Raw genomic sequence first — 21947 nt, 5'->3', positions numbered from 1 at the left:
AAGCCACCCAATTGGGTGGCTTTTTTTGTAACCATATATCTAACTATACGATTAATTATCTAATACTTACTGAACAACCATATCTTTAGTTTGTTCAACAGTCATCGTTTTGTCACCAGTGATGATGGCATAAACACGACGGTTCATAGCACGACCTTCTTCAGTATCGTTTGATGCGATTGGTTGGTCATAACCATAACCAACAGTTGATAGACGGTTTGGAGCAATACCGAATTCATTAGTTAGCATAGATTTAACAGCAACGGCACGAGCTTCAGATAGACGTTGGTTGTAACGTGCTGAAGGACCAGTTTTAGATGCATGACCTTCTACACGAGCTGTAGAGTTAGGGTACTCACGCATTTTTTCTGCTACTTTAGCGATTTCTGGCTTGTATTGGTTTTTGATAGCTGATTTATCGTTATCAAAGAATACACGTAGTTCCATTTTCAGCTCATCAGTAATATCTACTGGTACTGGGCAACCACGCTCATCAACCACTACATTCATTGGAGTGCCTGGGCATGCATCCATGCTGTCAGGTACGCCATCACCGTCAGAATCAAGGTCAGCTTCAACAACAACTACTGGAGTGTTGTCAACCATTGGCTCTTCCATTGGCGGTACAGCTACTGTAGGTGCTAGATGGCCACCAAGTACAACTTCTAGACCGGCCAAAGCCATGCCTTCCCACCAGTTGTTGTCAAAGTTATGAATCGCACGAGCTTCACCACGTAGGCTTAGTGCATCGTTGATACGATACATAGCACCTAAACCTAGGTTACCGATAGTGTCTTTAGTGCCACTAACTTTGTCACCTGAAGAGTCTTTAATCTCAAGTTTAGATTGGCCAGCACCAACTAATACATATGGCTTAAGAGCGCTATCAGTATAACCAGTGAACTCTTCGGTACCAATTAAGAAGTTACCAGAGATCATTTCTTGTTCTGCGTCGAAATTATCAGAACCGTCTTGGCGGATAGCATCAGTATCTGATACACCATACTCTACTTGGAACTGAGTAGAAGGAGTAAGTTCGATACCTAACGCTGCACCAGTGTATAAACCATCTTCTTTATAGTAGCTATCACCATTACCACTATAGTCGCCTAGTAATTCAGCTTGATCATCATCAGCGCCTTCGCTGTAGTGATAACCTAATAATAGTGGGCTAATAGTAACACCAGCATTAGCTGCTAGAGGTGCAGCTGTTACAGCGAACAGTGCTAGAGCAATTTTATTCAGTTTCATGGACTTCCTCCAAAGGATAATTTTAGTGATGCATTAAGCAAAACCGATTCTCAAGACGCTCTAAATTAGACATCTTTTACGCATTTTAGGTTACAAAGCAAAACCAATTAAGAAGTAGCTTAGCGATTATCCATTCAGTTTACAACTTTTTTCGTTAACGAGCTACACATTATTACACGATAATGTTGTAACTAAAACACAATAGCCATTCTAAGTTACTTAGAACTAACACACCTTACGCTTTTTATCTTTTGTATGTCAGTTCACGATAGATACTAAATTAACTAGCACCTATCGTTTGAACATATTTTATTACAATTAATAATTTTTCTCTATTCCTAATGCACATTATTCACTAATTGAAACATTTTTTGACAATAGACATATATTCTGTTTATATTACGATAGTCGACATTATTTGATATTCGAAGTAACTTATAGAAAAGTAATAATTTTGTATACTGCCAACAAACCAAAATACTAGTCTTTATCAAGTATTTTTTCTACATAATGGATTAGCTAGATATTGCAAATAAGCGCGATTATTCTATTTGGAAAGTCTGAAGCCATAGGATGTAGCAATCTATGAAATCGCTTTATAAAACATCATCAAATTATCGCAGATTACTGATAGTGGTTTTACCTGTATCTACTTTTATGAAGGGAATGCTTAGTCATGATAGGCTAATATTTCGAATAAATCAGTTGTACGCTCCACTACACCAGTTAACTATATGTAATAAACGCTCTGCAATGCATTTGCAAGCTTTAAGCGCTAAAGGTAGGAATGGCTTCACTCTTGTTGAGCTGATTGTTACTGTAACGGTGTTTGCTATCATAGTAGCGATTGCAACGCCAAGCATATTGACGCAATTAACGCGTATGGAAGCCAAACGCGTCAAAACCCAATTAGAAAACGCCCTCGCTTTGGCAAAAGCTGAAAGCTATATCACTAGACAAGATGTATTGGTTTGTTTATCGAATGACGGTATACAATGCGACCGCAATAGTGACAACATGCTTATATTATTCGTAGACAAAAACGGTAACAAAAACTTCGATACAAATGCTGATACTCTAGTACTCAATCAATATTTTAATTTAAAATATAGTACACTGAAACTCAGAGTCGGAGCGGGTCGCCATTACATCAAATTTTGGGGTGATAGCGGCAAACCTCGAGGTCACTTCGGCCATATCAAGTACTGCCCTACATCTACCTATAATGATGCAATGTACCAAATTTCTTTCAATCAAAACGGTCGAGTCAGTCAGAAGCTTAATCAAGACCACCCTACCGATTGTGATGGGTAATTGAATGCGGACAAAGTAGCAAGTACATTACCTTTAAGCATTTTAATACATCGCATTTTTTACCATAACAACAGCTTGCTATAATCCTAAATCATAGCGTGTTCTATATTTAACTCATCAATACTATCGACCTAGGCAACAGTATCGATATTCCCACAAGTTAAGCCATGGCCTAAACTCAATAGATTTAAAAATGATAACGTCTTTATTGATAACGTTGCTGCTGTTGCCATAGCAGCCGACTTTGTAATGGTTGATAATCAAGTAGATGATCTATCAGATTCCGATGTAGCTTTGACCAATTATTCAGCGTTGCTTTAGTGATACCTAGGTAAGCCATCTCAATAACATCGATACCCTTAAGTATAGTTTGTCCGGTAGTACTATCCAAATGCTCAGACTCTATAGCATCCTGCATGATTGGCAGTAACCCCACATCAGGTAAAAAGCGATACACACAATCAGGTTCGATAGTATCTTCGATATTGTCATGCGTTAGCGTTAAGGTAAAACCCAACTCATTGAATAGGTGCTGCTCAAATTGGCGCAAACATAAACGAAGCTCAGTGTTATCTAAAGGTTGCTTCAACTGCTGTAGACTGTCCTGATAATGTTGCCACAATACCGGCATTGGATCTTCGGTCGGTAACAATCGCCACAGTATCTCATTAAGGTACAACGCCGCATATTGATGCTGTCCATTGATATTACTATAAGGCACAGTAGAAAGTATGGCAGGGGCACCCTCTTTTTGCTCGTTATTTGTTTGAGGAGTAGTTTGCGAAGTAATCTGGATTTGAGTGAATGTCTTTAGGTCGCGTTTGCCAGTGGCAAATAGCTGTAAAGGCATAAATAACGGCGCGCCTTTTTTTCCAACACCATGTATCACACCATGCTGCTGAGAAAAAAGATAATACAACGCACGCTTTTCTTGATAAGGACGCTGATGTAATAAATAGCCAATTAACGCTTCGTTACGCATCGTTTATTACCTCAGCATTTAACATATGGATAGTAGCATTACCGTACTATGCGTGATTGCTATCAATATCCCAAACTGGTTAATGCACGTTCGTCATCAGACCAGCCACGTTTGACTTTGACCCATAGCGTTAGCATAATCTTTTTGTCAAACAGCTGCTCCATGTCTTTACGAGCATCCATACCGACTTGCTTGATGCGCTGGCCTTTATCACCAATGACAATGGCTTTTTGACCACTGCGCTCAACATAGATAGTTGCATCAATAAAGGTACATGCTTTACGTGGACGCCCTGTCTTTGGATCAGTGTGTGCAGGCTCATCTTTAAACGCATCGATCTGTACAGTCAAGTCGTATGGCACTTCATCACCAGCACTACGCATGATTTTTTCACGAATGATTTCGCTCGCTAAGAATCGCTCTGAACGGTCAGTGATTTGCTCTGTATCATAAATAGGTGCAGCAACTGGTAAATGTGAGGCAATCACTTCTTGCAAACGATCTAAGTTTTGGTTCTTGAGCGCCGATACTGGAACGATATCAGCAAAGTCAAAACTTTCATTAAAGGTTTCAATAAGCGGCAATACGCTGCCTTTATCTTTTAAAGTATCTGATTTATTAATGACCAGTACGATCGTTAAATCGGTCTCACCAAGCTTTTGCAGCGTCAATAGATCATCATCACGCCATTGATCTGAGTCAACAACGAACAATACCAAATCAACATCTACTAGAGCAGATACTGCCGCTTTATTCATACGCTCATTAATCGCACGTACTTCATTGCGATGGATACCTGGCGTATCGACAAACACCGCCTGCATCTCGTGATTGGACAAAATGCCATGAATACGGTGGCGCGTCGTTTGCGGCTTACGTGAGGTAATAGACAGCTTTTGACCCAATAAGTGGTTCATCAACGTTGATTTACCCACATTTGGACGTCCAACAATGGCAACATAACCAGCTCTGAAGTCATCAGCCATACGAGCATTCGTATTTGGCGCAAAAAATTCTTCAATCGCCATATCATTGTCGATTGTGATATCTTCTACGCTATCTGCATTCGTATCGACATCTGTATTTTCAATCATATTTTGAGTACTATCTTCATTATTCGATGGCACATCAGGGTGATTGCTCATAAGTTGATCCTATAAGGTTTATATCCAGCCAAATATGACTTAATAGTTTGTCGGTGTAGTTACTATTGGATATCAGCTGGTAATATTTGAAATAAGTAGTATACAAGGTAAATTAGGTCTATGCCGCTTCAGGTCTCATCACGCAAAAGCGGCATTGTTGACTCAGAAATATGCCTGTAATCACCTGCGAATATTCGCTAAGAGCGTTTTTTAGCGGATCCTGGAAGCTTGTGCAGCTGATTAATCATAAGTTCTGCTGCTTTTTGCTCAGCGATGCGGCGACTTTCACCAGATTCAGTAATATCAGGGCAGTTTTGAATATTCACGTGACAGCGTACCACGAAGATTTGATGAGGAGCGTTGCCACGTGTTTCCATAAGCTCGTAGCTTGGCAAATCAAATTGCTTAGACTGTAACCACTCTTGCAAACGGCTCTTTGCATCTTTTAGTGCTTTTTGGTCATTAACGTTGTCAATCAAGTCTCCATACCAAGAGAGTACGCAATGACGAGTGATATCCATATCTTGACTGTCTAAATAGATGGCTCCAATCAAAGACTCTACCGCATCCGCCAATATAGAAGCACGATTACGGCCGCCACCCTTACGCTCACCCACGCCTAATATCAGATGGTTAGACAGCTCTAGATTTTGCGCGATAATAACCAATGATTCTTGGCGGACCAAAGTTGCACGCATACGGGTTAGACGCCCTTCGTTTTGATTAGGATAACGATGGTATAAAGCCTCACCCACAATCATGCCCAAAAGCGCATCACCCAAAAACTCTAGGCGCTCATAATTTTTTTTGCTGTCAAATGAGCGGTGCGTCAAGGCAAGCTTTGGCAGGCTCAAATCATTAAAGTCATAGCCTAACTTGCGCGTTAAGACTGCTAAGCGCTGAGTAAATTCTGAGCTAACAACAAGCGTGTCGACAGACGTGCTATTTTTTTTAGGAGTAAGAACCGCTTGGGAATGTTGCGAAGTTGGTTTCATGCGTGGCTTGTGGTTATCCCTTCTGTTTTACAGATTTAGTTTAATAAGAGTCTATATTGGATTTTGTTGAGGACACTAAAACGCTGTCCTATCTTATAATTATTTATTCTGCTGTAGCCATATCGATGTCTCCTTCGAAACGATTCACAATATCGACATTGCTAAAGAACGTACTGGTTACTGCATATTCTTTATGAATGGCCAATTGGCCCGTTTTTTTATTGGTAAAAGTGAATACATCTTCTGCATTGGTGTCATAGTCAGCATTGATGGATAGCTGTTTATTAACACGCTCAACGAATTGCTTGGCTGTCTCGTTATTGTCATTGGCTACTTTAAGCTCTGCACTCAAGAGCTTAGTCAACTGATAGTCACCAATTTGAGCAGGCACAATGGCCACCAGGAGTTTAACCGCGATCCCCAACACCATAATAATGAGAACGATGTTTGTCACACTAGCACCGCGCTGCGTGGCAAGACCAGATAACTGCTGCATGATGGAAATCCTCGATTGATAGATGACTATTTTTAATAGCGTTCTATACCTATGACTTAGATAGTAAAACGCTATTTATTGAATAGTAACGATATTAGCATAAAACTATTATCGATAAATCAACCAATAGAGTACTCACAATACTAATCAATAGCACCATTGCGTTCAAAGGTTGGTAGATTTAGTCCAGGTGGCTTGTGCATCCATATATAGACCGCTTTACCCGCTAAGTTTTCATCAGGGACAAAACCCCAAAAGCGACCATCTGCACTGCGATCACGGTTGTCACCCATGACAAAATACTGACCCTCTGGCACTTTAATACGCCACTCTGTACCTTCTGAACTCACAACTTCTGGTGATTGTTGTTGTAGGAAGGGAGCATACTGTGAGCTGTTCATACCATTTAAGTAGCGAACAAGGTGTGTGTTTTTACCCTGTGTCTCTTGAAAATACTGTGCGGCGTCCTCTTCTTCCTGACCCATCGCAGCAGCACTCTCTTCTGTGAGCACCTGACCTGGACCAACTTGTCCTGGCAAATAAAGTTGTGACGTCAATTCTGCACTTGCCGAAAAATCTACAGGCGTCGTCTCCACTGGTACATCATTAATAGAGATTGTACCTTGATTGTAGCTGACGGTATCGCCTGGCAAGCCAATCAAGCGCTTGATATAGTAGATGCTTGGGTTTTCAGGATAACGGAATACCACTACATCGCCATGCTCAGGCTCGCCAGTATCCAAAACTTTATTATACGTTAGCGGTAGACGAACGCCATACGCATACTTGTTGACCGCAATAAAATCACCCGTATATAGCGTTGGCACCATGGAAGAAGATGGAATATTGAAAGGCTCAATCAAAAACGAGCGTACGATCAATACGACGGCCAACACAGGAAAAAAATCATAGGCCCATCGCACTAACAGACTTTCTTGACCTCGACCGCGAGTTTTGCGCTGCTTGAGTGCCAGCTTATCTAGCAGCCAGACAATTCCTAAGCCTATGGTCAACGGCACTAAAATTAAATTGAAATCAAAATCCATACCAAATTGCCTATTAACGTGCTGTTTGTCTAGTTGCTTTGACGATAAAATTAACGATATTCAACTGCTGCTATGTACAAAAACTATCTGAAATAGCACTGTCTATTAACTATCAACTTGCAAGACAGCCAAGAAGGCTTCTTGTGGAATCTCCACACTACCCACTTGTTTCATACGTTTTTTACCTGCTTTTTGCTTAGACAACAGCTTTTTCTTACGCGATACGTCACCGCCATAGCATTTGGCCAAGACATCTTTACGCATGGCTTTTACCGTACTACGACCAATGATCTGACTACCAATTGCGGCTTGAATCGCCACATCAAACATCTGACGTGGAATCAGCTCTTTCATCTTGGACACTAGCTGATTACCGCGGAAACGTGCTTGGTCTTGATGTACAATCATTGCCAAGGCATCCACCTTTTCACCGTTGATTAGCACGTCGACTTTAACCAATTTGTCCACTTGATAACGATCAAAATTATAGTCCAGTGAGGCAAAACCACGCGAGACTGATTTTAGACGGTCAAAGAAATCCATGACCACCTCACCCATCGGAATATCAAAGATAACCTGAACCTGCTTACCCATAAAGCGCATATCGACCTGCACACCGCGGCGCTCGATACATAGCGTCATGACGTTACCCAAGTAATCTTGCGGTACTAAAATCTGACAGCGCGCAATTGGCTCACGGAACTCTTCAATATTGTTAGGCTCAGGCAGTCTTGATGGATTATCAACATAGATGACTTCACCGCCTTTCTTTTCAATCTCATAGATAACTGAAGGCGCAGTGGTGATCAAATCCAAGTCATACTCACGCTCTAAGCGCTCTTGGATAATCTCCATGTGTAGCATGCCTAAGAAGCCACAACGAAAGCCAAAGCCTAAGGCGTCTGAAGTATCAGGCTCAAAAAATAATGACGCATCGTTGATTTGCAATTTCTGCAGCGCTTCACGGAATTTTTCAAAATCACTCGAATCGACTGGGAACATTCCTGCATATACTTGTGGCGTGATCTGTTTAAAACCTGGGATACGTTCAACATCAGGCGTACTGGCATGCGTAATCGTATCGCCAACTGGCGCGCCTGCAATATCTTTGATACCAGCGATAACAAAGCCTACTTCACCCGCTTCTAAGATACCCGTATCGACAGGTTTTGGCGTGAATACACCGATAGAGCTTACTGGATGAGCATCGCCCGTTGATTTGATATAAATCTTATCGCCTTTTTTCACAGTACCTTGGCGTACACGTACTAAAGAGACCACACCCAGATAGCTATCAAACCATGAATCAATGATAAGCGCTTGTAAGGGTGCTTCACGGTCGCCAGTCGGTGCTGGAATGAATTCAACCAACGCTTCCAACAATTTATCGACACCCAGACCAGATTTCGCTGAAACACGAGGGGCATCAATGGCTTCTATTCCGATAATATCTTCAATCTCTTGAATAACACGCTCAGGCTCGACCTGCGGCAAATCAATCTTATTAAGGACTGCCATCACCTCTAAACCTTGATCCACTGCTGTATAACAGTTGGCAACCGACTGTGCTTCTACGCCTTGCGCGGCATCGACCACCAATAGCGCGCCTTCACAAGCGGCCAATGAGCGTGACACCTCATACGAGAAATCAACGTGGCCGGGCGTATCAATAAAGTTAAGCTGATAGCGCTCACCATTTGGATGGTCATAAAATAATGTTACCGATTGTGCTTTGATAGTGATACCGCGCTCACGCTCAATATCCATCGAGTCGAGCACCTGCGCCTGCATCTCGCGATCTTGCAAGGCACCGCACATCTGAATAAAACGATCGGCAAGGGTCGACTTACCATGATCAATGTGGGCAATGATTGAAAAGTTACGAATATTGGCTAATGCAGTCACAAAGCGCCTACTAAATTAAAGGTGATAGAATAAAGATAAGAGATAAATATGGTCAAGTACACTTGATAAGATAGGTATGCTTCGTTAAAACGTATGCTATAGGTCAGCTGTTGTGTCGATCGTAATCCTTAGAATGGATAACCTCGCCTGAAGCCCAGTACTTAGTACGGTAACTCTGCTGCGCTCTTGTACGCACATACCAAAGAGTATTCTAGCAGTTTTCTACTGCAAAGTAAGGCGATTTTAGTAGCAGAGAAAGTATTTATCAAGTAAGCGAGACTGACAGACATCTAACAAGGAGTATTTGACTAAGCAATAGCACATACAAACCTTGTAAATGAAAGATTATTTCAGGCAAAAAAAAGCCAATCTCGAGAGATTGGCTTTTTTAATACTGCTATATATGGTGGCGATGGAGAGACTTGAACTCTCGACCTCACGATTATGAGTCGTGCGCTCTAACCAGCTGAGCTACATCGCCGTTTTAGGCTGCACATTATGCCCAAGCTGCTGACCGCCGTCAACCCCTAATGGGCATTTTTTGCAAAAAAACGAATGTCATTCAGATTAATTGCAACGATTACTACGACAAACGATAAAAAAGGTTTGGTAAACCGATAAGCCGGGTTCTGTCGTGGACGATCATTCCTCTAGGCGTATCATCGCTGATACGCTCAAGCAACCTACCCGCATCGAACGCGGGCCGCGCCATGCCGATGCCTATTTGGTCTTGCTACGCGTGGAGTTTACCATGCCGTGAGATGTTGCCATCCACGCGGTGCGCTCTTACCGCACCCTTTCACCCTTACCGATGATATCTAGGATACCAAAGGCGGTCTACTCTCTGCTGCACTGGTCGTCAGATTACTCTGCCCAGCCGTTAGCTGGCACGCTGCCCTATGTAGCCCGGACTTTCCTCCCCTGCTCATCTGTTGCCAGTGTGCAGCGGCGATCGCCTAGTCTACCAAGCGCGCTAGTATAGCAAAACTAACGCCTGTATGGGAATGTCTTTTCAGCTTATTTTTAGAATGACTATGACTACCTAAAAGACACCTTAAAAACTTAGATAAACGCTGTTGGCAACGCTATGTCAGCCTTATCTGAATGTTCATTTGCTTGTTTGGCCAAGACCAGCCAGTGCGCTTTGGGGTAATAGCGCGCCAAATACGCCTGCAAAAAATCAATGGTACTATTTGCAATCTCAGCATCCGTTTGTTCAGCATCATCATGGATATGATTGTAAATCACACTATGGATCATTAAGCCGCGCGATTTTATGGCTTCTAAACTAAGCAACGTATGATTGATGCTGCCCAGTCGGCCAGAGGTGACCAAGACGATAGGATAGCCTCGCTCAGCGATATAATCCAACGTGAGTAGATTCTCTGTAATTGGCACAAGTAAACCACCTGCACCTTCTAGTAGCACCGCATCATACTGTGCCTGCAGGCGCTTGGTAGCGTTAGTAATCATATCAGGATCAAGTATCTCTCCTGATAGCTTAGTAGCCAGATGAGGAGACGCAGGCTTCTCATAGCGATAAGGACAGGTGGTAAAGTCCAGATCGCATGGCTGTAATGGCATCTGCATCAATTGACGGTGACTTAAAATATCATCTGCAATGCCCAGCTCGCCATCTGGTTGTTTACTGATGCCCGTTTGTACCAACTTTTGGGTGATAACGTTGACGCCTTGCTGCATTAATGATTTGGCAAGCAGACCCGTGGCATAGGTTTTGCCAATGTCGGTATCAATGCCGGATACAAATAGCACGCTCATGGTTAACCTCGATATTCTAAATATTTACGTACTACTTTTAGCAGCGCTTGGCATAAGGTGGTCAGCTCATAATCAGTAATAATGTAAGGCGGCATAATGTACACCAACTTACCAAAGGGTCTGACCCAGATACCATGATCAATCAATAAAGACTGAAAAATGGGCATATCAACGGCGTCATCTAACTCAATCACAGCAACTGCCCCCAAACAACGTACCTCGGCAACACCTGCCAGCTGTGCAGCTGACGTCAGGGCTTGCTCCATCGTACGCTGCATATTGGCGGTACGCGTTTCGATATCATAAGACAGGATCAAATCAATCGACGCACAGGCGACCGCACAGGCGAGCGGATTACCCATAAAGGTCGGACCATGCATCAGCGCTGGATAGTCACTATTATGAATGGTATCGGCAATATGACGAGTACAGAGCGTTGCGGCAAAAGTCATATAGCCACCCGTCAGCGCTTTACCAATGGTCATGATATCAGGGCTGATGCCAGCATGTTCACACGCAAATAGTTTGCCACTACGCCCAAACCCAGTGGCAATCTCATCGGCAATCAATAGTACATTATGCTCATCGCACAGTTGACGCAGCAATTGTAGATATTCAGGACTATAAAAACGCATGCCGCCTGCGCCCTGAATAATCGGCTCGATAATAAATCCTGCCAGCTGCGCGCCATACTCTGCAAAAAACTGAGCTAATGTTTCACGATCATCTACTGTCAATACGCGATCAAACCCAAGTGGCGGCGCAGGAACGAAATGTTGCATCGGTAATTGCTTGCCATACAGACTGTGCATTCCATTGATAGGATCACAGACACTCATGGCGTGCCAAGTATCTCCGTAATACCCTGAATGGGTCGAGGCAAACTGTTGCTTGTTTGGGCGCTCGGCAGCTACTTGATATTGCAGCGCCATTTTTAGTGCCACTTCTACCGCGATACTGCCACTGTCTGCATAAAAAATCGCATCAAGTCCAGCAGGTACAATATCGAGCAGTTTTTTGCCCAAATCTATCGCTGGCTGGTGGGTCAAGCCACCAAACATCACGTGCGCCATTTTACCCAGCTGCTGAGTCAGTGCGTCGTTTAGCTTGGGGTGATTGTAGCCATGGACGCTCGCCCACCATGACGACATACCATCAATTAAGCGCGTGCCGTCTTCAGTGATGATATAAATCCCTTCAGCGCGATCGATAACGATATTGGAATAGGTGGGCGGCAGGCTGGCATATGGATGCCAAAGATGTTGCTGATCGAACTCACTGGCTACTTGCATGGATTTGGTTGTCATTGTATTGCTGGTCATTATATTGTCCCTAAAACGTTGTAAACCCAAACGTCATCAATCGCTTATCAATATTTTATTGACCTGTAATACGCTTGTATTTGGCTAATAAATCATTTTCTGTCTCGACATGATTGGGGTCATGAGGGATACAGTCGACTGGACAAATCACCACGCATTGCGGCTCGTCAAAATGCCCGACACATTCTGTGCATAGATCTGGATCAATGACGTAGATATCATCGCCTTCTGAGATGGCCTCATTGGGGCAAGCAGGCTCGCACACATCACAGTTAATGCACTCATCAGTGATTAATAGCGCCATAAACTGCTCCTTATATTTTTGCTCATATTAGCCCTATCTGGCTGCGCTTGACTGTTTTAGCAAGTGCTAGCAGAGTATTTTTGATGCAGCATCTTTTAGTTACTATTTAATTTTTTGTCAAAAGCTTGCAAGACACAAGGTGGGACAAATTTACTGACGTCACCGCCAAGTTTGGCAATTTCACGAATCATGGTCGATGAGATAAATGAATAGTTCTGAGAGGGGGTCAAAAATACGGCTTCAAAGTTTTCATCAAGCTCGCGGTTCATATTGGCCAGTTGAAACTCGTACTCAAAATCGGACATCGCACGCAGCCCGCGCAACACGGCGGTGGCGTGTTTTTCACGCATAAAATCAACGAGCAACCCTTCAAAGCCAATCACCGAGACTTGCGGCAAATCGGCAAATACGGTCTCGACTAAAGCAACGCGCTCTTCAAAATTAAATAGAGGTTTTTTATGATGCCCCGAGGCAACCGCAATCACAACCTCATCAAAGAGCTTGGTTGCGCGTGTCACCAAATCCACATGACCATTGGTAATGGGATCAAACGTACCAGGGTATAGAATTTTGGTGTGTAGCTTTGAGGAATTAGGAGAAATAGAGTGGCTCATAGCATGGCTAATATAATCGGTAATATTAGGCCATATGCTAGCAAATTTTGCTCAAACTTAATACTTATCTGCTACATTTGTCCTAACAGCCGATTTACCTTTTCACCAGAGGCTTTGATACAATAGGCGGTTCGACTCATCTGACTTATAATCCAAATAAAATTCAATACCATTGAATGGGTTAAGATGAGGAATTAGTAGGACTGGTCAAATAAGGCGCCTGTGTTTTTAGGCAATCCTTATGGAGAAATTATGTCAAAAAAATCAAAAAAACCTGATAATCAGATTTGCGCCAATAAAAAGGCGCGTCATGAATATTTTATCGAAGAAACCTTTGAAGCGGGACTGGCATTGCAAGGCTGGGAAGTCAAAGCCATTCGTGCAGGAAAAATGACGATAACTGAAGCGTACGTCATATTTCGCAATAACGAAGCTTTCTTATTTGGTGCGCACATTCAGCCATTACTATCGAGCTCTACGCACGTTAGTCCAGACAGTATTCGTACCCGTAAACTGCTGCTCAATCGTCGTGAAATCGAAAAACTGTCTGGAGCAATCAATCAAAAAGGCTACGCTTGCGTACCGCTATCTTGCTACTGGAAGAACTCGCTAGTGAAATGCCAAATCGGCCTAGCACTGGGTAAAAAGCAGCATGACAAACGTAAGACACTAAAAGATCGTGACTGGGAACGTGATAAGCAGCGCGGCTTTAAACAACATTTAGATTAAGTGTTATTTAATCTACGTGTCAAAAAAGGACGGCTCAGTAAATATTGAGCCGTCCTTTTTTGTACCTTATTAATGCTTATATAGTCAGTTCAAAACAAAACTGTCATAAGTTCCAAAGCGCTACTGGGGTGAATTTTTCACAGCCTCTGTGTATATAGCACGCAAGGAAAATTCATACCAGTAGCGCTATAACATTTTTAAATTAAATCTACTATACTATCAACTGTTAACACTCGTGACTGACAATACTCATTAACTACCATACTAGCCGCTTACGCGACCTGTCCCTTGATTGATGATGGCACACTTTTACGAGCGCGAAGCTGCTTTATCCCATGAGCAATCAAACAAGCGATACCCAACCAGATCAACCCATAGCTATAAATCATCGCTGATTCAAACGGATTACCGAGCACCGTCACCGCCAATATAAATAGCAAAGCAGGTTCTATATAACTCATCATGCCATAGACATTGACTGGAAGCATTTGGCTGGCATCAATATTGGTTTTCATTGTTAGGATGCTCAAAACGCCAAGACCAACTAACATCATGATCAAAAATCCAGACCCTGCTACCATCGCCAAATTGCTAGGTGCAAAAAAGTATAAGTAACCAAGCGCAAATGGGGCAAACAAGGTCAGATCGACCAGCATACCAGTGATGGCGTCAATGCCTTGGAGTCTACGCACGATATAATATATCGGATAAGTACCACACACCCACAATGTCGCCCAAGAAACACTCTGCGTACGAATAATTTCACTACACACCCCTACCGCCGCAAATGCGACCGCAAGCCACTGTAGACGACTGAGCTTTTCGCCGAACAGCAGGCAACCGAACACCACCATCATGAGTGGAAACAAAAAATAGCCCATCGCGGTTTGTACGCCTTGTCCATTGACCGGTGCCCACATAAATAGCCACAGCTGACTCAAAAATATCGGCGTAGGTAGTAGTAACCATGCCCACTGTTTGACCGAGCGCAGTGCACGCAATTTATCGATGTGCATGCCTAGCCGTCCACTTATCAATAAGTAGCCAACCAACACCGCCCACATTGACAGCATACGCCAGATAAATACTTGTGTGCCTGACAAAGGCGTCAGAAAGCTGCTATACGCATAGAGCACACCAAACAAGATATTGGATAAGATGGCAAATGACACTCCCAACATCAGCGTGCGCTGCTGCGTGTTACCAGTCGTCCAAATCGCAGGCAATGGCAAACGTGAAGTAGTGGTTGCTAGCGCATTAGCGAATACATTGGAGAGCATTGAGATAGACATGATAAGCACCGTAGTTATTAGTAGATGATAAAAAAACAATTACTAGCTCTTTTTTTAAAGCAGCTCTGATTGGTACGGTCTATTTTACTAGAGTGTTTTGATATATTATCTCTATAAAAATGTATTTATGGATAAATTTATCAAAATAATGCCATATAAATAACTATTTTCTTAAATTTAAATTATTAGTGATAATATTTATAATCGAAGACCTAATAATCATAATTAATGAGGGTACATTATCATGAGCCATATCCTAGACAGCACTGATAAAGCCATTTTGAACTTATTGCAAGACGATGCGACATTACCGCTTAAAACTGTCGCAGAACGAGTGCATGTGTCTGTTGCGACGGCTCAGCGCCGCATTCAAGCATTGATAGATAGCGGCGTGATTACCAAGCAAGTCGCCATCGTTAATCCTAATAAAGTGGGTTACGGTCTGACCGCAGTGGTGATGATAGAAATGGAGCGCTCCAATACGTCGATGCAACATCGATTTGAGCGTTTGATGGATGCGCAGTCGCAAGTGATGAGCTGTTATGAAGTATCTGGCGATTTTGATTTTATGCTGATGGTCAATGCCAAAAATATGAGTGACTACCACCAGTTCACGCGCAGCTTACTGACTTATGAGAATAATGTACGCAATTTTAAGAGTCAGTTTGTGATGAACTTTACCAAGAGTGGAACCAAGATTACCTTAGACTAAATACATCTATCTGTATTAGTTGGTATCAGCTTTTTTATTAACAATTGATGTTTAAACTGTATTCAAAACTTGTAAAAAACTAACATAAGTTGGATAATATTAGCAATTTTTATTCACCGTAGTAGACAAGGAAGCCTGAGCATGACCTCTCAATCAGACTACCCTCATAAAATAAACAGCAGGTATAACATACTAAAGCATATAAGCCCAAAAGCTTTGGTAACAGGGACTTTGCTGACTTCTGTGCTCGCAATATCAGGCTGTGCGACCAGCTCATTGCTAGAAAGTAATAACCATATCATCACGACCAAGCAGACATTGTCAGAAGATCAAGTGATCGCTTTTGGCCGTCCAGCGCAGGCATTACCAAAAACGCCAAATGCGACGATGGTTATCGTTGGTGAAAAAAACAGCTACGTACTCACCCAAGGTGGGACTGAGATGATCAGTTTGCTCAGCAATCTGACACAAAAAAACATTCACGTTGACAATGACATGAATTTTTATGTCCCCAATAATGATGGACACTTCCAAGGGGAGATGAAGCTTTCTTATGCCAAACTAAAAGACGAGTTTGGACGCTCAGATTATCAGTTCTTTTTACAAAATAATGCCCGAGAGTGTACCTCAGCCAGTGATCAACGTATTGGTGCCCAGCGTTTTTGTTTTAATGTCCCCGTGAAAGGCGCTATCTACCCACAGGTCAGTAATTTAAGATTGATTCAGTCAAATTATCGCGCTCTAACCAAGCCTTATACGGTAAGCTTTTATACTCAAACGCAGCAAAAAAACACAAACCGTCATGGACCAAATAGCGCGCAAAAACTGGTATTACTTCCCTTTGCACTCGCTTTTGATGTGGTGACTTTCCCGCTTCAATTATTAGATAATTAAAAGCTATCAGACAGCGCACTGACTCACCTGAAACCATAAGGTACGTTACGAGGCGATATCCGTACTTGCTCGTAACGTGCTCACTTGATAGGTTAAAATAATTTTTCGACGACGGCTTTTGGATAACTTTGCTTGGCCGTTTGTGCTGCTTGAAACAGTATCTCATCTGCCTCTACAGGACCAGTAATATCGCACAAGCACACGTAGGCAAGTTGCATCAGATTGTTTAACAGGTACTCATTGTCCGGTACAGGTGGACGATTACCTTCCAAAAACTGATTGATATTGATGTGATGCCCTTTGAAGGTGCGTTCTTGCGAAACAGTTTGGTGCATACTATGAAAAAAGCGGCGACTGTCTGCTGCCGTTAGCTGACTGCGCAGCGCTTCTATCACGGTATAAAATGCGAGAACGGGCTCAGAGATAGGTACGGGTGCATTGATTGTCTCGTTATGGCCATTGTGACTGTCAGACTCCACTGTCTGCTGATTGTCCGCTTGTAGCGTATCCCAAAAGCCTTTACGAATTTCAGATTTGTGATCTTGTAGTTCAGGATAGCGTCTGGTCGCATCCAGCACACATTGCTGCATCATTTTGACAGAGACAGTCGAGTACTGTTGCCATTGCCTCTTGAGCAGGCGCACCTCTTCAGGATGTAAATACTCTGACAGCACCTCTGCCATCGCGGACACGGTTTGGTCGACGGATTGAGTATCAATATTCATCAGCTCTCTCCTATAAATGCCGCTCTGTTAGGCTTTTCGCATCGAACATCTGCTTTTGAAATTCAGGATAGCCGAGCTCGGCATGCTCGGTATAATCAAGGCCACGCTGCTCATGTAAGCGGCTGGCCTTTAACCCAAAGCTCATATCAATCAGCTTATACATCACAAGACCAAGCCCTAGCCCCCATGCCAGTGCTACTCCCACGCCTAGAGCCTGTACGCCAATTCGTGATAGGTTGAATAAATCCTCTGTATAAAACAATCCAGCCGCGAGTGTGCCCCATGCACCGCCGAATCCATGCACTGCCACTGCTGATACCACATCATCTATTTTGAGCTTCAATAATGCTTGCGTGGATAAAATATAGACCACAGAGGCGATGGCACCGATGACAACGGCGAAAACAGGCGTCGTCGTGGCACAGCCTGCCGTGATAGACACCAAACCAATCAAACTGGCATTGACACTATCACTGAGCAAAATGGCTTTGCTCATTGTCCGAGCAATCAGCATGTAGCTCACCACCGCACTGACCGCAGCGATAAAAGTATTGACGGCAATCAAGCCAATATTTCCAGTGATAGATAATGTCGATCCAGCATTGAAGCCGAACCAACCAAACCATAAGATAAACCCGCCAAGCGCCAATAGCGTCATGTTGTGACCTGCGATGAGTCTTGGCGTACCATCAGGGGCAAAGCGGCCCAATCTTGGCCCAATGACCAAAATACCTGCCAGCGCCAACCAACCCCCGATAGAATGCACCACTGTCGACCCAGCAAAATCAATAAAACCAAGCTCAGCTAGCCACCCTGTTCCGCCGAAATACCCACCCCACACCCAACTGGCAAACACAGGATAGATAAACAAACAGATCAAACAGGCGGCGACTGCATAGCCGATAAACGAGACACGCTCTGCCATGGCACCACTCGCAATCGTCACCGCTGTCGCCGCAAACATCATCTGAAAGAACATCAGTGCCCAGTCCATATTGGACAGATTGACTGGCATAAAATGATCGGTACCGACAAACCCCGAATGATTAGTACCCATCATTAGCCCAAAACCTACCAAATAAAACGCCAGACCACCGATACACATGTCGGTGTAGTTTTTCATCATCACGTTTACCGCGTTCTTGGCACGCACGGAGCCGCTCTCTAGTAGCGCAAAACCTGCCTGCATAAAGAACACCAAAACCCCGCCCCAGATAATCCAAGCGATGTTTTGATATTCGAGTAGCTGCGCCACCGTCAATGTGTCAGCCGCGGCCGCTTGTGCACTGGCGATCGTGCCAAACAATAGCGTCCCCAGCATAAGTATCTTGTGCAGTAATGTTCTTAGTAGCCCTTTTATCGCATCCAGCCCAACAGATGATGTTCTCATTTTATCTCCAAACACTTATCTATCCGTTCAATTTTTATCGGTGCACCATTTTCACTCATGAATGCACACAAATAAGCCCTAACGGGGTTGGAGCAAAAGCTATGCCAAAAGCTATGGATGAAAATCAGAACGGCTAACAAACATGAGAAAACAAATGATTAGTACTGACCGAACCCATACTTTGATAACTGCACTTTAACAACCATGTTTGCGACAATGTGACGGTTCTGCTGAAATCATTTTTGCCATTATTTGGCTGGGCTAGTCGCTCACTTTGCATAAGCAGTTTATCTCGCGCTATCAATAACTTATCGGCAATCACCACTCATAGAATAGGTCGCATAGTGAAGGTGATTCATGTTAAAATGAGCGCTTTTAAATCAGCCTTTATCATCAATAATGAATAAAGGTTGTATTTTTAGTGCCATTTTCTAATTAACAGGTCCGCCCATGTCTGCCGATACCATCGCCCGCACTGCCTTTAAACAAGGCACCAAGCCACTTTATGATTATGACAAACACTGGGCGAGCTGCTACGAGCCGGCGCCTTATCTACCGATGAGCCGCAAAGAGATGGACGATCTGGGCTGGGATGCTTGCGATGTTATCATCGTATCGGGCGATGCGTATGTCGATCACCCAAGCTTTGGTATGGCGATTATCGGTCGCTTGCTTGAGTCACAGGGCTTTCGCGTCGGTATCATCGCGCAGCCAGATTGGAAGAGCAAAGATGCCTTTATGGAGCTTGGTAAGCCGGTCTATGCGTACGGCGTGACCGCTGGCAATATGGATAGTATGATCAACCGCTATACCGCCGATCGTAAAATCCGTAGTGATGATGCCTACTCTCCTGGGAACGTCGCTAATAAGCGCCCTGACCGCGCGGCTATCGTCTATAGTCAGCGCTGCCGTGAAGCCTATCCTGATGTGCCTATTATTTTAGGCGGTATTGAGGGCAGCTTACGCCGTATCGCGCATTATGACTATTGGTCAGACAAAGTGCGCCGTAGTATTTTGCTCGATGCGCGTGCGGATGTCTTATTGTATGGTAATGCTGAGCGCGCCATCGTCGATGTCGTACATGGTCTGTCGAAAGGCTATAGCTTTGAGCAAATGAGTAAGCTACGCGGTACAGCGTATTTGTTAACCCCAACGCGTCGTCATTGGCAAGCGGATATGACTGAGGTCGCCAGTAACGATGTCGATACCGTTGGCCGTGTCGATCCGATCATCAACCCGTATGTCATGACCGAAGACGTTGATAGCTGCTCAATTGAGCAAAACAAGCCATCTGACTCGCCTGTCGGGCAAGCCATGCCGTCGTCCATGTCATCAATGTCGTCACAGTATCAGGGTTTTGTCGCTGAGCCCGTCACTGACAAAGTCATCAACGCCGACCAAGTGGATACTGATACCCAAGTGGTACAGATGCGCGGCTTTGACAATGCGTTTAATAAGCCAAAGACTGCCCGTAAGCATAAAATCAAAATGCCCCCACGTGAGCAAACGGTGATTCGTCTGCCTGACTATGAGCATGTCAAATCTGACCCTGTGCTTTATGCTCATGCCAACCGTATCTTACATTTAGAGACCAATCCGGGTAACGCCCGCGCGCTGGTGCAGCGTCATAGCAGCGGTGCAGGTAACTCGCATACCTCTATCGATGTCTGGCTGAACCCACCACCGATTCCACTCTCGACTGAAGAGATGGATTATGTGTTTGACCTGCCCTATGCCCGTTTGCCGCACCCAAGCTATGGCGATGCGCGTATCCCTGCTTATGACATGATCAAGTTTTCGGTCAATATCATGCGTGGCTGTTTTGGCGGTTGTACGTTCTGCTCGATCACTGAGCACGAAGGGCGCATTATCCAAAACCGTTCAGAAGACTCAATCTTGCGTGAAGTTGAGGCCATTCGTGATACCGCACCCAACTACACTGGCGTGATCTCTGATCTTGGTGGGCCAACGGCCAATATGTATCGTCTGAGCTGTAAAGACGAGACGATTGAGAAAAACTGCCGTAAACCGTCTTGTGTCTATCCTGATGTCTGCGAAAACCTGCTGACCGATCACAGTAATTTGACCAAACTGTATCGCAAAGCCCGTGATATCAAAGGCGTGAAAAAAATCCTTATCGCGTCTGGTCTGCGTTATGATTTGGCGGTAAAAGATCCTGAATATGTCAAAGAATTGGTCAGCCATCATGTCGGCGGTTATCTCAAGATTGCCCCAGAGCATTCTGAAGAAGGCGTGCTATCGAAGATGATGAAGCCGGGCATGGGCAGTTATGATCAATTCAAAGCGATGTTTGAGCAGTACAGCGCCGAGGCTGGTAAAGAGCAGTATCTGATTCCTTACTTCATCGCCGCCCACCCGGGTACCCGTGATGAAGACATGATGAACCTTGCGCTGTGGCTAAAAAGTCATGGCTACCGCGCTGACCAAGTACAGGCGTTTTATCCAAGCCCGATGGCGACTGCGACCACCATGTATCACACGCATAAAGACCCACTACATAAGATCAGCCGTAGTGAAGGTGACATGGATATCGTCAAATCTGGCAAGCAGCGCAAACTGCATAAAGCGTTCCTCCGTTATCATGATCCAAAAAACTGGGCACTACTACGTAAAGCGCTACAAGACATGGGCCGTAGTGATCTGATTGGCAAAAACCGTGGTTGCTTGATTCCGCCATTTAACGCGCACTTAGAGGGGCGTGATGCGGCGCAAGACAGCTATCAGTCAGCACGCAAAAAGAACAGTCGCCTAGGTAATGACTCAGTGAAGCGTAGCAACAACTCGTCAAACAACAACGCTGCAAACCGTGCTGGCACAAGCAAAAATACGGTCGGCAAAAATACCAAGAAAAAAGTCAGCAAAGGCAACTTCCAAACTCAGCATACGGGTCTGCCACCGCGCAAAACCAAATAGCTTGATAAGAAATAGCATTAAAATATGATCTAAACGTCGGTCGTGTTAAATACATAAAAAGCCCCTATCAGCGCTCAGTTGATAGGGGCTTTTTATGTCTCACTCATTAGTGAATAAA

The 21947-nt window shown here is 44.0% G+C and carries 19 protein-coding genes, 1 tRNA gene, 1 other RNA gene and 1 pseudogene; 6 read left to right on the top strand and 16 right to left on the bottom strand.

All coding sequences use genetic code 11. From position 1 onward, the window contains the following. Window positions 1-66 precede the first annotated feature (66 nt). Window positions 67-1251: an OmpA family protein gene (locus tag AS194_RS05695; protein ID WP_058024499.1), complete on the bottom strand. Its 1185-nt coding sequence runs from the start codon at window positions 1249-1251 to the stop codon at window positions 67-69. Window positions 1252-1836: 585 nt separating this feature from the next. Here AS194_RS05695 and AS194_RS05690 point away from each other — a divergent pair. Further along, window positions 1837-2565 (top strand): GspH/FimT family pseudopilin, encoded by a 729-nt coding sequence (locus AS194_RS05690; protein ID WP_227511586.1) that lies wholly within the window; start codon window positions 1837-1839, stop codon window positions 2563-2565. 205 nt (window positions 2566-2770) lie between these two features. Here AS194_RS05690 and recO read toward each other — a convergent pair whose 3' ends face one another. From recO to AS194_RS05640, 11 genes are all read right to left on the bottom strand, one after another. Beyond that, entirely contained in the window at window positions 2771-3547 is a 777-nt protein-coding gene (gene recO, locus AS194_RS05685) for a DNA repair protein RecO (protein WP_058024498.1), read from the bottom strand. 62 nt (window positions 3548-3609) lie between these two features. Next, window positions 3610-4575 (bottom strand): GTPase Era, encoded by a 966-nt coding sequence (gene era, locus AS194_RS05680; protein WP_058024505.1) that lies wholly within the window; start codon window positions 4573-4575, stop codon window positions 3610-3612. A 314-nt stretch (window positions 4576-4889) separates the two neighbouring features. Next, window positions 4890-5687 carry a ribonuclease III gene (gene rnc / locus AS194_RS05675; protein ID WP_058024497.1) on the bottom strand — a complete coding sequence of 266 codons (798 nt, stop codon included), beginning with the start codon at window positions 5685-5687 and terminating at the stop codon, window positions 4890-4892. Window positions 5688-5790: 103 nt separating this feature from the next. Beyond that, window positions 5791-6183 (bottom strand): DUF4845 domain-containing protein, encoded by a 393-nt coding sequence (locus tag AS194_RS05670; RefSeq protein WP_227511585.1) that lies wholly within the window; start codon window positions 6181-6183, stop codon window positions 5791-5793. A 143-nt stretch (window positions 6184-6326) separates the two neighbouring features. Next, window positions 6327-7229 (bottom strand): signal peptidase I, encoded by a 903-nt coding sequence (lepB, locus tag AS194_RS05665; protein WP_058024495.1) that lies wholly within the window; start codon window positions 7227-7229, stop codon window positions 6327-6329. A gap of 105 nt (window positions 7230-7334) precedes the next feature. After that, complete coding sequence (gene lepA, locus AS194_RS05660) at window positions 7335-9134, bottom strand: translation elongation factor 4 (protein WP_058024494.1); 1800 nt, start codon at window positions 9132-9134, stop codon at window positions 7335-7337. A gap of 404 nt (window positions 9135-9538) precedes the next feature. Next, window positions 9539-9615 (bottom strand) — tRNA-Met (locus AS194_RS05655). 121 nt (window positions 9616-9736) lie between these two features. Continuing rightward, window positions 9737-10102: RNase P RNA component class A (gene rnpB, locus AS194_RS05700), an RNA gene on the bottom strand. 94 nt (window positions 10103-10196) lie between these two features. Next, window positions 10197-10913 carry a dethiobiotin synthase gene (gene bioD, locus AS194_RS05650; RefSeq protein ID WP_058024493.1) on the bottom strand — a complete coding sequence of 239 codons (717 nt, stop codon included), beginning with the start codon at window positions 10911-10913 and terminating at the stop codon, window positions 10197-10199. A 2-nt stretch (window positions 10914-10915) separates the two neighbouring features. Continuing rightward, the gene (gene bioA, locus AS194_RS05645; protein ID WP_413771707.1) at window positions 10916-12235 is read right to left on the bottom strand and encodes an adenosylmethionine--8-amino-7-oxononanoate transaminase; all 1320 of its coding nucleotides are present in this window, start codon (window positions 12233-12235) and stop codon (window positions 10916-10918) included. Window positions 12236-12290: 55 nt separating this feature from the next. Beyond that, window positions 12291-12539, bottom strand: coding sequence for a YfhL family 4Fe-4S dicluster ferredoxin (locus AS194_RS05640; RefSeq protein ID WP_058024492.1), 249 nt, complete (start codon window positions 12537-12539; stop codon window positions 12291-12293). Here AS194_RS05640 and AS194_RS14165 point away from each other — a divergent pair. Continuing rightward, a pseudogene (locus AS194_RS14165) lies at window positions 12540-12590 on the top strand (hypothetical protein); the annotation flags it as partial. A gap of 44 nt (window positions 12591-12634) precedes the next feature. On the opposite strand, the gene coaD reads toward AS194_RS14165, so the two are convergent. Next, window positions 12635-13153 (bottom strand): pantetheine-phosphate adenylyltransferase, encoded by a 519-nt coding sequence (gene coaD, locus AS194_RS05635; RefSeq protein ID WP_058024491.1) that lies wholly within the window; start codon window positions 13151-13153, stop codon window positions 12635-12637. Window positions 13154-13405: 252 nt separating this feature from the next. On the opposite strand from coaD, the gene smpB reads away from it, so the two are divergent. Then, entirely contained in the window at window positions 13406-13882 is a 477-nt protein-coding gene (gene smpB / locus AS194_RS05630; protein ID WP_057758370.1) for an SsrA-binding protein SmpB, read from the top strand. Window positions 13883-14154: 272 nt separating this feature from the next. On the opposite strand, the gene rarD is transcribed toward smpB, so the two are convergent. Beyond that, window positions 14155-15174: an EamA family transporter RarD gene (rarD, locus tag AS194_RS05625; RefSeq protein WP_264753433.1), complete on the bottom strand. Its 1020-nt coding sequence runs from the start codon at window positions 15172-15174 to the stop codon at window positions 14155-14157. Window positions 15175-15418: 244 nt separating this feature from the next. Here rarD and AS194_RS05620 point away from each other — a divergent pair, with 244 nt between their 5' ends. Beyond that, window positions 15419-15886 (top strand): Lrp/AsnC family transcriptional regulator, encoded by a 468-nt coding sequence (locus AS194_RS05620; RefSeq protein WP_058024490.1) that lies wholly within the window; start codon window positions 15419-15421, stop codon window positions 15884-15886. Between the two features lie 243 nt (window positions 15887-16129). After that, window positions 16130-16780 (top strand): hypothetical protein, encoded by a 651-nt coding sequence (locus AS194_RS05615; RefSeq protein WP_227511584.1) that lies wholly within the window; start codon window positions 16130-16132, stop codon window positions 16778-16780. Between the two features lie 92 nt (window positions 16781-16872). Here the strand turns inward: AS194_RS05615 and AS194_RS05610 are convergent, their stop codons facing one another. Together AS194_RS05610 and AS194_RS05605 are read right to left on the bottom strand one after the other, a co-directional pair. Further along, on the bottom strand, window positions 16873-17505 hold the full coding sequence (locus tag AS194_RS05610) for a hypothetical protein (RefSeq protein WP_058024489.1): 633 nt from the start codon (window positions 17503-17505) through the stop codon (window positions 16873-16875). 10 nt (window positions 17506-17515) lie between these two features. After that, a complete protein-coding gene (locus AS194_RS05605) occupies window positions 17516-18826 on the bottom strand; it encodes an ammonium transporter (protein ID WP_058024501.1) in 1311 nt (436 codons plus the stop codon). A gap of 519 nt (window positions 18827-19345) precedes the next feature. Here AS194_RS05605 and AS194_RS05600 point away from each other — a divergent pair. Beyond that, window positions 19346-21829, top strand: a complete 2484-nt coding sequence (locus tag AS194_RS05600) for a YgiQ family radical SAM protein (RefSeq protein WP_058024488.1) — start codon at window positions 19346-19348, stop codon at window positions 21827-21829. The last annotated feature ends 118 nt before the right edge of the window (window positions 21830-21947 follow it).

It is taken from the genome of Psychrobacter piscatorii (assembly GCF_001444505.1).
In the GTDB taxonomy this organism is placed as follows: domain Bacteria; phylum Pseudomonadota; class Gammaproteobacteria; order Pseudomonadales; family Moraxellaceae; genus Psychrobacter; species Psychrobacter piscatorii_B.
This window is presented reverse-complemented; position numbering and strand designations above follow the sequence as displayed.

Excerpts from the sequence above, each read along its gene's own strand:
- rarD (WP_264753433.1), bottom strand. The coding sequence starts at position 15,174 with ATGTCTATCTCAATGCTCTCCAATGTATTCGCTAATGCGCTAGCAACC.
- coaD (WP_058024491.1), bottom strand. The coding sequence starts at position 13,153 with ATGAGCCACTCTATTTCTCCTAATTCCTCAAAGCTACACACCAAAATT.
- era (WP_058024505.1), bottom strand. The coding sequence starts at position 4,575 with ATGGCGATTGAAGAATTTTTTGCGCCAAATACGAATGCTCGTATGGCT.
- AS194_RS05605 (WP_058024501.1), bottom strand. The coding sequence starts at position 18,826 with ATGCTGGGGACGCTATTGTTTGGCACGATCGCCAGTGCACAAGCGGCC.
- lepB (WP_058024495.1), bottom strand. The coding sequence starts at position 7,229 with ATGGATTTTGATTTCAATTTAATTTTAGTGCCGTTGACCATAGGCTTA.
- recO (WP_058024498.1), bottom strand. The coding sequence starts at position 3,547 with ATGCGTAACGAAGCGTTAATTGGCTATTTATTACATCAGCGTCCTTAT.
- bioD (WP_058024493.1), bottom strand. The coding sequence starts at position 10,913 with ATGAGCGTGCTATTTGTATCCGGCATTGATACCGACATTGGCAAAACC.
- AS194_RS05620 (WP_058024490.1), top strand. The coding sequence starts at position 15,419 with ATGAGCCATATCCTAGACAGCACTGATAAAGCCATTTTGAACTTATTG.
- AS194_RS05610 (WP_058024489.1), bottom strand. The coding sequence starts at position 17,505 with ATGAATATTGATACTCAATCCGTCGACCAAACCGTGTCCGCGATGGCA.
- AS194_RS05600 (WP_058024488.1), top strand. The coding sequence starts at position 19,346 with ATGTCTGCCGATACCATCGCCCGCACTGCCTTTAAACAAGGCACCAAG.
- AS194_RS05670 (WP_227511585.1), bottom strand. The coding sequence starts at position 6,183 with ATGCAGCAGTTATCTGGTCTTGCCACGCAGCGCGGTGCTAGTGTGACA.
- AS194_RS05695 (WP_058024499.1), bottom strand. The coding sequence starts at position 1,251 with ATGAAACTGAATAAAATTGCTCTAGCACTGTTCGCTGTAACAGCTGCA.
- rnc (WP_058024497.1), bottom strand. The coding sequence starts at position 5,687 with ATGAAACCAACTTCGCAACATTCCCAAGCGGTTCTTACTCCTAAAAAA.
- smpB (WP_057758370.1), top strand. The coding sequence starts at position 13,406 with ATGTCAAAAAAATCAAAAAAACCTGATAATCAGATTTGCGCCAATAAA.
- AS194_RS05640 (WP_058024492.1), bottom strand. The coding sequence starts at position 12,539 with ATGGCGCTATTAATCACTGATGAGTGCATTAACTGTGATGTGTGCGAG.
- bioA (WP_413771707.1), bottom strand. The coding sequence starts at position 12,235 with ATGACCAGCAATACAATGACAACCAAATCCATGCAAGTAGCCAGTGAG.
- AS194_RS05690 (WP_227511586.1), top strand. The coding sequence starts at position 1,837 with ATGAAATCGCTTTATAAAACATCATCAAATTATCGCAGATTACTGATA.